General features: G+C 63.4%; 1 pseudogene. It reads left to right on the forward strand.

What is annotated here, in order from left to right:
- Positions 1 to 9: 9 nt before the first annotated feature.
- A pseudogene (locus EES42_RS18895) lies at positions 10 to 489 on the forward strand (hypothetical protein); the annotation flags it as partial.

Below are 489 nucleotides of genomic sequence, written 5' to 3' on the forward strand. Positions count from 1 at the left end.
CCCTTCGGAGTGGCGATCGCGGGAACCAACGCGTACGTGGCCAACAACGGTGACGGCACGATCAGTGTCATCGACACCGGCACCAACACCGTCACCGCCACCATCGCTGTCGGAACCGGACCTGTCGGGGTAGCGGTCGCGGGCACCCACGTGTATGTGGCCGACAACTCCGATGACACGGTCAGTGTCATCGACACCAGTACCAACACGACGACCTTCGCAATCCCTACGGGGCCGGGACCATTCGGGCTGGCGACCACACCGGATGAGTCGACGCTCTACATCACCGACAACTCGGACAGCAGCGTTACCATCACTCCCACCGTCCCTTTCCCCACCACGACGACGCTGGCCTCGGCACCGGACCCTTCGGTGTTCGGTGAGGCGAAAACGCTCACGGCTACCGTGACTTCCTCGGTAGGTACTCCGACGGGGACGGTGAGTTTCTTCGATGGGGCGACATTGCTGGGTACGGGGACGTTGAGCGGC

Origin of the sequence: Streptomyces sp. ADI95-17 (genome assembly GCF_003846175.1) — a bacterium.
In the GTDB taxonomy this organism is placed as follows: Bacteria; Actinomycetota; Actinomycetes; order Streptomycetales; family Streptomycetaceae; genus Streptomyces; species Streptomyces sanglieri.